1 protein-coding gene is annotated in these 507 nt (G+C 65.3%); it reads left to right on the top strand.

The features are described 5' to 3' along the window. Nucleotides 1–507, top strand: a 507-nt coding sequence (locus tag ACKGJN_RS16895; RefSeq protein WP_409540745.1) for a hypothetical protein, incomplete at both ends; no start/stop codon positions are given.

Genomic DNA, 507 nt, shown 5'->3' with positions numbered 1-507 from the left:
CAGATCTTCGGCTCCACTCTGCCGGTGACCGTGCTGATGCGCGCGGCTGACTTCTGGGCCGCTCTCGCCGTCTTCGCCAACATCCAGTACTGCCGCATTCTGCTGGAGATAGACGCGGACGCGCGGTGGCGCCGCGGACTGCTCTCGGCTCTGTCGGCGGCAACGCTGGCCGCCGGCGTTCTCGCCGTCTTCGATCCCTGGAACTGGGCCGAGCCGCTGCACCTCGCCTACTTCGGCAGTCCGATCGTTCTGCTTGGTGTCTGCCTGCTGAAGCTGCGCGAAGGGCTGCCGCAGGCCGGACCGATCCTGGGATCGCTGCTCTCGCTCACCCTGGGCCTCTTCGTCGCCTACTATTTCTTCAACAATCCGATCCCGATCGCCACGGCGGAGTCCGCCTTCGACCTCGTGCTGGCGCAGCCGACGGACTGGGCCTTCTACTTCGCCATTCTGGGCGAGGTGGCCTTCATGGCGCTGGCCATCTCGATCATGGTGAAATCGATCCGGGTA

Source organism: Gillisia xinjiangensis (genome assembly GCF_046298265.1).
In the GTDB taxonomy this organism is placed as follows: Bacteria; Bacteroidota; Bacteroidia; order Flavobacteriales; family Flavobacteriaceae; genus Gillisia; species Gillisia xinjiangensis.
Note: the sequence above shows the minus strand (reverse complement) of the source record. Positions and strands in the feature narration are given on the sequence as shown.